The sequence below is a fragment of the Phenylobacterium sp. genome (assembly GCF_035276905.1).
Taxonomy (GTDB): Bacteria; Pseudomonadota; Alphaproteobacteria; order Caulobacterales; family Caulobacteraceae; genus Phenylobacterium.
This window is the reverse complement of sequence record NZ_DATELG010000325.1, coordinates 1-6,856: the sequence shown is the minus strand read 5'-3', so window position 1 is coordinate 6,856 and position 6,856 is coordinate 1. Positions and strand designations below refer to the sequence as shown.

General features: G+C 70.3%; 8 protein-coding genes and 1 pseudogene. 4 read left to right on the top strand and 5 right to left on the bottom strand.

What is annotated here, in order from left to right; all coding sequences use genetic code 11:
* Positions 1 to 274 (bottom strand): annotated as a pseudogene (locus VJS38_RS15280) (hypothetical protein); the annotation flags it as partial.
* On the opposite strand from VJS38_RS15280, the gene VJS38_RS15275 reads away from it, so the two are divergent.
* Positions 264 to 944 (top strand): YggS family pyridoxal phosphate-dependent enzyme, encoded by a 681-nt coding sequence (locus VJS38_RS15275; RefSeq protein WP_324089010.1) that lies wholly within the window; start codon positions 264 to 266, stop codon positions 942 to 944. The pseudogene VJS38_RS15280 and the gene VJS38_RS15275 overlap by 11 nt on opposite strands.
* On the opposite strand, the gene VJS38_RS15270 is transcribed toward VJS38_RS15275, so the two are convergent.
* Positions 941 to 1,456 carry a L,D-transpeptidase family protein gene (locus tag VJS38_RS15270; protein WP_324089009.1) on the bottom strand — a complete coding sequence of 172 codons (516 nt, stop codon included), beginning with the start codon at positions 1,454 to 1,456 and terminating at the stop codon, positions 941 to 943. The two genes, VJS38_RS15275 and VJS38_RS15270, sit on opposite strands and share 4 nt — an antisense overlap.
* Positions 1,457 to 1,512: 56 nt before the next feature.
* Between VJS38_RS15270 and VJS38_RS15265 the strand changes: the two genes are divergently transcribed.
* A complete protein-coding gene (locus VJS38_RS15265; protein ID WP_324089008.1) occupies positions 1,513 to 2,196 on the top strand; it encodes a response regulator transcription factor in 684 nt (227 codons plus the stop codon).
* Between the two features lie 206 nt (positions 2,197 to 2,402).
* Here the strand turns inward: VJS38_RS15265 and VJS38_RS15260 are convergent, their stop codons facing one another.
* Positions 2,403 to 3,209 (bottom strand): exodeoxyribonuclease III, encoded by an 807-nt coding sequence (locus VJS38_RS15260; protein ID WP_324089007.1) that lies wholly within the window; start codon positions 3,207 to 3,209, stop codon positions 2,403 to 2,405.
* A gap of 237 nt (positions 3,210 to 3,446) precedes the next feature.
* Positions 3,447 to 4,082 (bottom strand): LolA family protein, encoded by a 636-nt coding sequence (locus VJS38_RS15255; RefSeq protein ID WP_324089006.1) that lies wholly within the window; start codon positions 4,080 to 4,082, stop codon positions 3,447 to 3,449.
* 146 nt (positions 4,083 to 4,228) lie between these two features.
* Here VJS38_RS15255 and VJS38_RS15250 point away from each other — a divergent pair, with 146 nt between their 5' ends.
* Together VJS38_RS15250 and VJS38_RS15245 are read left to right on the top strand one after the other, a co-directional pair.
* Entirely contained in the window at positions 4,229 to 4,558 is a 330-nt protein-coding gene (locus VJS38_RS15250; RefSeq protein ID WP_324089005.1) for a helix-turn-helix transcriptional regulator, read from the top strand.
* Complete coding sequence (locus VJS38_RS15245) at positions 4,551 to 4,985, top strand: SRPBCC family protein (RefSeq protein WP_324089004.1); 435 nt, start codon at positions 4,551 to 4,553, stop codon at positions 4,983 to 4,985. The genes VJS38_RS15250 and VJS38_RS15245 overlap by 8 nt, the downstream gene beginning before the upstream one ends.
* A 40-nt stretch (positions 4,986 to 5,025) precedes the next feature.
* Here the strand turns inward: VJS38_RS15245 and VJS38_RS15240 are convergent.
* The coding region (locus VJS38_RS15240) for a DNA translocase FtsK (protein WP_324089003.1) at positions 5,026 to 6,856 on the bottom strand (1,831 nt) is incomplete at its 5' end.

The window sequence follows — 6,856 nt, the reverse complement described above, 5'->3', positions numbered from 1 at the left end:
GGGCGGCGTCCGCCCCGATCAGCACCAGCGCGCCCCGTCGATGGGCCAGCGCGACCAGGCGCGCGGCGAGCGCCTCGGCTTCGGGCGCACCGAAGCTGCGATAGACGAGCGCCGCCCCGCGCGGCAGGGCTCGCGCCGCCGCCTCGGGGTCTGGCGTACGCTGGGGGTCGGTGAACACCAGCAGACGCGGCGCCCCCTTCCGCACCGTCGCCGGCCGCTTTATGAGCCCGGCCGTCCGCCGCAAGGTCCAGAACCCGCCCGAAATGGTCGCCACCTCCGCCAACTCCGCCCCCCAGGGTCCTCGGGCCTACCACGAGGTCGTGGCCCGGATCGGCCGCGCCGCGCAAGCCTGCGGCCGCGATCCGGCCTCCGTCGCCCTGGTCGCAGTCTCCAAGCAGCAGCCCTGGGAGGCGATCGCCCCGGTGCTCGCCGCCGGCCAGACCGCGTTCGGCGAGAACCGGGTGCAGGAGGCCATCGCCCGCTGGGAGGGCAAGGCCTTAGGCCTCACCCTGCACCTGATCGGCCCGCTGCAGAGCAACAAGGCCCGCGAGGCGGTGGCCTTCTTCGACGTCGTCGAGAGCCTCGACCGGGAGAAGCTGGCCCGCGCGCTCGCCGACGAGGTGCAGAAGCAGGGCCGCCGCCCGCGGCTTTACGTCCAGGTCAACACCGGCGAGGAGCCGCAGAAGGCCGGCGTCGTCCCCGCCGCAGCCGACGCCTTCATCGCCGCCTGCCGCGGGACCTGGGGCCTGGAGCCGGAAGGGCTGATGTGCATCCCGCCCGCGGCCGAGCCGGCCGGGCCGCATTTCGCCCTGCTGGCCAAGATCGCCGCCCGCAACGGGCTTTCAAAGCTGTCGATGGGCATGAGCGGCGACTTCGAGACCGCCATCGCCTTCGGCGCCACCAGCGTGCGGGTGGGCTCGGCGGTGTTCGGGCACAGGGGTTAGGCGCCCCCTACCCCCCGGATCTCCACCGCATCCCCCGGCTGCACCTTCGCCAGCAACGCCTCCAGGTCCTCACGCGCCACCGCCACGCAGCCGTGGGTCGGCGCGTAGTCGGGCTTGGCGAGGTGCAGGAAGATCGCCGAGCCGAGCCCCGCGGCCGGCGGGTCGTCGTTGTGGCCGAGGATCACCACCAGGTCGTAAAGGCGGTCGTCGCGCCACATCCGCTCGGCGCTGGCCGGATAGGGCAGCTTGACCGGACGGTTGTAGGCCGGATCGTCCGGCGCGTCGCACCAGCCGTCGTCCTCGGCGATCGCCGCGAGCGGCAGGGCGGTGGAGGGCGCAAGGCCCTGGTCGGGACGATAGAGCACCCGCCGCATCGGCCAGACGCCGGCCGGCGAGGCGCCGTCGCCCTCGCGCTTGTCGGCGGCCGGAACCACGCCGCCCGGCCCCACCGCGCAACGTACGCGGGTCCCGCCGATATCGAGCCAGCCGTCGGCCGTCGCCACGTAGATCATGTTGACGCTTGAAATCCTTTTGCCCCGAACGGGCGATCTCGTGCATGGTTGGGTCCATGGCTCAACGCAAGACCCTCCTCATCGTCGACGATGACGCGGAACTGCGCAGCGCGGTCGCAGAACAGCTCGAAACCGAGGGCTTCGCCACCCTCGAGGCGCCCACCGCCGGCGACGGCCTTCAGGCGGCCCAGGAGCGCAAGCCGGACCTGATCCTGCTGGACGTCGACCTTCCCGACATGGACGGCCGCGAGGCCTGTCGCGAGATGCGGCGAAGGGGCGTGGCCGCCCCGATCATCATGCTGACCGCCGCGGCGGCGGACGAGGACGCCGTCCAGGGCCTCGACGCCGGCGCCAACGACTATGTGGTCAAGCCCTACAAGTTCGCCGTGCTGCTGGCGCGTATCCGCGCCCAGCTGCGCAGCCACGAGCACTCGGAGGGCGCGGTGTTCCGGCTGGGGACCTACGAGTTCCGCCCCGCCAACAAGATCCTGGTCGACGCCCAGCAGCGCAAGATCCGCCTGACGGAGAAGGAGACCAACATCCTGAAGTACCTCTACCGCGCCGGCGAGAAGCCGGTCAGCCGCGAGGAGCTTCTGGCCGAGGTCTGGGGCTACAACGCCGGCGTCACCACCCACACCCTGGAGACCCACGTCTACCGCCTGCGCCAGAAGATCGAGGCCGATCCGGCCAATGCGCGGCTGCTGCTGACGGAAGCCGGCGGCTACCGGCTGGCGCCGTAGGGACCACAACCTTCAGAAAGGTTCTAGCAGACTGCCTGCTTCGGACCAGGAAGCGGCCATGGGATGATCCGGCCGATCGGATCATCGCGGCGACGGCTCGCGCCTACAGCTACCGCCTCGTCACGCGGGACAGGCCGCTGCTGACATTCGCGCAGGACGGCCATATGGACGCGGTGGAGTGCTGCCGGACGTCCGCCAAGCTCCTGCTACAATACCAGATCCGCGCTCACCGGCGCATGGTCGCTGGGGCGCTCCCACGCGCGAACGTCGTCGTGGATGCGGCTGGCGGCGCAGCCCAGGCGGAAGGCCGCCTCGCGCAGGCCGGGCGTGACCAGGATGTGGTCGAGCCGCAGGCCCCGGTTGGACTTGCGGAAATCCGCGGCGCGATAGCTCCACCAGGACGCCAGCTTCTCCGGCGCGGGCGTGGTCTCGCGCGGCAGGTCGATGAAGCCGATCGAGCCCATGAGCTTGCCGAAGGCGTCGATCTCCACGGGCGTGTGGCTGACGATCTTGGACATGTACTTGTGGTTCCAGACGTCGTGTTCGCCGGGCGCGACGTTGAGGTCGCCGACCACCGCCAGCGGCGCCTTCGGGTCGCGGCGCGAGAGCTCGGCGGTGAGGGTCTCGAAGAAGTGCAGCTTGTGGTCGAACTTCGGGTTCTCGGCGCGGTCGGGCACGTCGCCGCCGGCGGGGACGTAGAAGTTGTGGATCTCGACGCCGGCGACCCTCGCGCCGGTGCAGCGGGCGTGGCCTTCGCGGCAGACGTCGAGGGGCGCGGCGTCCTCCAGCGGCAGCCGCGAGGCGATGGCCACCCCGTGCCAGCCTTTCTGGCCGGCGATCTTCAGGTGCGGCAGGCCCATGTCGACGAAGGCCTGGCGGGGGAACTCGCCCTCGCGGCACTTGATCTCCTGCAGGCACAGCACGTCCGGCGCCTGATCGGCGACGAAGCGGGCGACCTGCTCATGGCGAAGGCGGACGGAGTTGACGTTCCAGGTGCAAAGGCGAAGCCGCATGCCGCTCACTTAAGGCCGCCGGCGCGCGCCGCCAAGCAGCGGGACACCGGACAAAAAAACGCCCGGGCACTGGAGAAGCCCGGGCGTTCTAGTTGTCTCTCATGCCGCCGCCGGGAGGGGATAGGTTCCGGCTCGGCCCGCCGTCGCGGAAGCGCGCCGGCGAGATGATGTATAGTGGCCACAGGCGCCCAAAAAATCAAGACCCCAACCGCTTCTCACTTGATTGTGTTCTTTGTGTCACATCTTGCCGCGGCCGACACCCTGCGGGCGTGGATCCTTGAGATAGAAAAGGTCGGAACTGAGGCCGGTCGCCGGCGCAAGATCGATCAGCTCGACGCGGGTCGTCCGGCGCTGGGCGTCGGTGACCGCCCAGCCGGCCAGCACCAGCGGGTTGTCGCGGAAGGTCAGCGTGATCTGGCCGGCGGTCTGGCGGCGGCCGTCGCGCGCGGTGATGGTGAAGCCATCGGCCGCACGGGTGACGCTCGTCACCTGCACCCCGCGGTCGAAGCGGATGGTCTTGGCCAGGAACAGCGACAGCGGCGTCGCCATCAGCGGGTATTTGTCGAAGGTCTTCAGCCGGCTGTCGGCCACCGACACCGTCCCGCCGTCGGAGACCACCAAAAGCCCCGAGGGCGGATCATAGGCGAACCGCGCCTTGCCCGGCCGCTTCAGATAGACCGTCCCCTGGCTGGTCTGGCCGCGGGCGTCGGTCTGCACGAAGCGCGCCTTGGCTTCCTTCAGCCCCTCGAGATAGGCGCTCGCGCGGGTCACCAGCTGCTGGTCCTCGGAACCGAGGCCCGCCTGCGCCAGGGCCGGGCCGGCGACCGCGGCGGCGGCGAAAGCGAAAATCAGGCTGCGGCGGCTGGTCGGCATCGGAAACTCCATTCGGGGCCCAGGTGATACCGCGCGGGCCGGACGGCAATAGGGCGGCAAGCCGGCCCGCCCGCAACGCTGAAGCTCGAGGCGCAGTTCCACCGACTCGCCGTTGACATGCAAGCTTTTACTTGCATATTAGCCCGGTGACCGACGACATGGACCTCGTTTTCAAGGCGCTGGCGGACGCAGGCCGGCGGCGCCTGCTGGACTCCCTGCATGCGACGCCCGGGCAGACGCTCGGCGCGCTGACCGAAGGCCAGCAGATGACGCGCCAGGCCGTCAGCCAACACCTCGCCGTGCTGGAGGCCGCCAACCTGGTGACCACCGTGCGGCGGGGGCGCGAGAAGCTGCACTACCTGAACCCCGTCCCGATCCATGCCGTGCAGGCCCGCTGGATCGCCAAGTTCGAGCGGCCCCGGCTGGACGCCCTGGCCGCGCTGAAGATCAAGCTCGAAGGAGACGACGATGGATAAGCCGCAGTTCGTCTATCAGATCTATATCCTAAGCACCGCCGAGAAGGTCTGGACCGCGCTCACCGACGCGGACGTGACCGCGAAGTACTGGCAGCGTTCGAACGTCTCCGACTGGAAGGTGGGTTCCGCCTGGACCCACGGCTTTCCCGGCGCGGCGCCCGACGTGGTCGGCGAGGTGCTGGAGGTCGATCCGCCACGCCGCCTGGTGACCAGCTGGTCGCCGGCCAGCAAGGCGAACGATCCGACCCGCCGCTCGCGCGTGACCTACGAGATCGAGCAGCTGGGCGAGAAGGTCCGCCTCACCGTCACCCACACCGAGCTCACCGACGAAGGCCTGCAGAGCATCTCCCGCGGCTGGCCGGCGGTGCTGTCGAACCTCAAGACCTTCCTGGAAACCGGCCGGACGATTCCCGATCCGTTTGGATGAATCCTCCCTTCCTTAATGGGGTCCCCATTAAGGGAGGGAACTACGGCGCGGCGCTGACCAGGATCTCGCGCTTGCCGGCGTGGTTGGCCGGGCCTACCACGCCCTCCTGCTCCATCCGCTCGATCAAGGAGGCGGCGCGGTTGTAGCCGATCTGCAGGCGGCGCTGGATGTAACTGGTCGAGGCCTTGCCGTCGCGGGTGACGATGGCGACCGCGCGGTCGTAGAGGTCGTTGCCCTCGCCGTCGCCCCCCAGCCCCAGGTCGCCCGGCTCGCCGTCCTCGTCGCCGCCGGCGGTCACCTCCTCCAGGTACTGCGGCTGGCCCTGCTCGCGCAGGAACTTGGCCACCGCCTCGACCTCGCCGTCGGAGACGAACGGACCGTGCAGGCGGGTCACGCGCCCGCCGCCGGCCATGTAGAGCATGTCGCCCTGGCCCAGCAGCTGCTCGGCGCCCTGCTCGCCCAGGATGGTGCGGCTGTCGATCTTCGAGGTGACCTGGAAGGAGATCCGGGTCGGGAAGTTCGCCTTGATGGTGCCGGTGATGACGTCCACCGACGGCCTCTGGGTGGCCATGATCACGTGGATGCCGGCGGCGCGCGCCATCTGCGCCAGGCGCTGGACGGCGCCTTCGATGTCCTTGCCGGCGACCATCATCAGGTCGGCCACCTCGTCGATGATCACGACGAGGTAGGGCATCGGCTCGGGCTTGATCTTCTCGCTCTCGTAGATCGGCCGGCCGCCCTCGTCGAAGCCGGTCTGCACCGTCCGCTCGAAGTGCTCGCCCTTCTCGGCCGCCTCCTTGGCGCGCTCGTTGTAGGAGGCGATGTTGCGCACGCCGATCTTGGACATGCGCCTATATCGGTCCTCCATCTCGCGCACCGCCCACTTCAGCGCGACGATGGCCTTCTTCGGGTCGGTCACCACCGGCGCCAACAGGTGCGGGATGCCGTCGTAGACCGACAGCTCGAGCATCTTCGGGTCGATCATGATCATCCGGCACTGCTCCGGCGGCAGGCGGTAGAGGATCGACAGGATCATGGCGTTGACGCCCACCGACTTGCCCGAGCCGGTGGTCCCGGCGATCAGGAGGTGGGGCATCTTGGCGAGGTCGGCGATGTAGCTCTCGCCGCCGATCGTCTCGCCCAGCGCCATCGGCAGCACCTGGCTGCCGCGCTCGTATTCCGGCGAGTTCAGGAGGTCGCGCAGGTAGACCGTCTCGCGCTTCTGGTTCGGCAGCTCGATGCCGATGGCGTTGCGGCCCTGCACCACCGAGACGCGGCAGGCGGCGACGCTCATCGAGCGGGCGATGTCGTCGGCCAGCGCCACGACGCGGGCGGACTTCACGCCGGCGGCCGGGGCCAGCTCGTAGAGGGTGACCACCGGACCGGGACGGATCTGGTCCACCTGCCCGCGCACGCCGAACTCGGCCAGCACGTTCTCCAGCAGCTGGGCGTTCTGGCGCAGAGCACCCTCGTCGAAGGCGGCCGCCCGCGGCTTGGGCTTGGCCAGCATCGACAGCTCCGGAAGCGTGAAGCCGCCGACCGTCTGCGGCGGAGCGAACTCGAAGGTGGCCTGGGCCTCGCGCTGCTCGCGGGCGCTCTCCTTCGGCGGCGCCTTGGGCGGCTTGACCTTCAGCTGCGGCGCGGGCTCCGCGGCGTCCGCCCCGGCGACGGGCGCAGGCGCCCTGGCGGGCGCCGCAGACGGAGCGCCGGCGGCCTCGCAGCCCTCGTTGGCGGCGTCGGCGGCCTTGCGGCGCGCCACGCGGGCGGCGCGGGCGGAGTTCTCCGGCGGCGGGGCCATCTGCGGCTTCGGCTGCAGGCGCAGCTGGATCCACTCGGCCAGCGCCTTCAGCTCGGCGCGCGACAGACCCAGG

Coding starts and splice junctions, on each gene's coding strand:
- VJS38_RS15275 (WP_324089010.1), top strand. CDS start 264: ATGGTCGCCACCTCCGCCAACTCCGCCCCCCAGGGTCCTCGGGCCTAC.
- VJS38_RS15265 (WP_324089008.1), top strand. CDS start 1,513: ATGGCTCAACGCAAGACCCTCCTCATCGTCGACGATGACGCGGAACTG.
- VJS38_RS15245 (WP_324089004.1), top strand. CDS start 4,551: ATGGATAAGCCGCAGTTCGTCTATCAGATCTATATCCTAAGCACCGCC.
- VJS38_RS15270 (WP_324089009.1), bottom strand. CDS start 1,456: ATGATCTACGTGGCGACGGCCGACGGCTGGCTCGATATCGGCGGGACC.
- VJS38_RS15260 (WP_324089007.1), bottom strand. CDS start 3,209: ATGCGGCTTCGCCTTTGCACCTGGAACGTCAACTCCGTCCGCCTTCGC.
- VJS38_RS15255 (WP_324089006.1), bottom strand. CDS start 4,082: ATGCCGACCAGCCGCCGCAGCCTGATTTTCGCTTTCGCCGCCGCCGCG.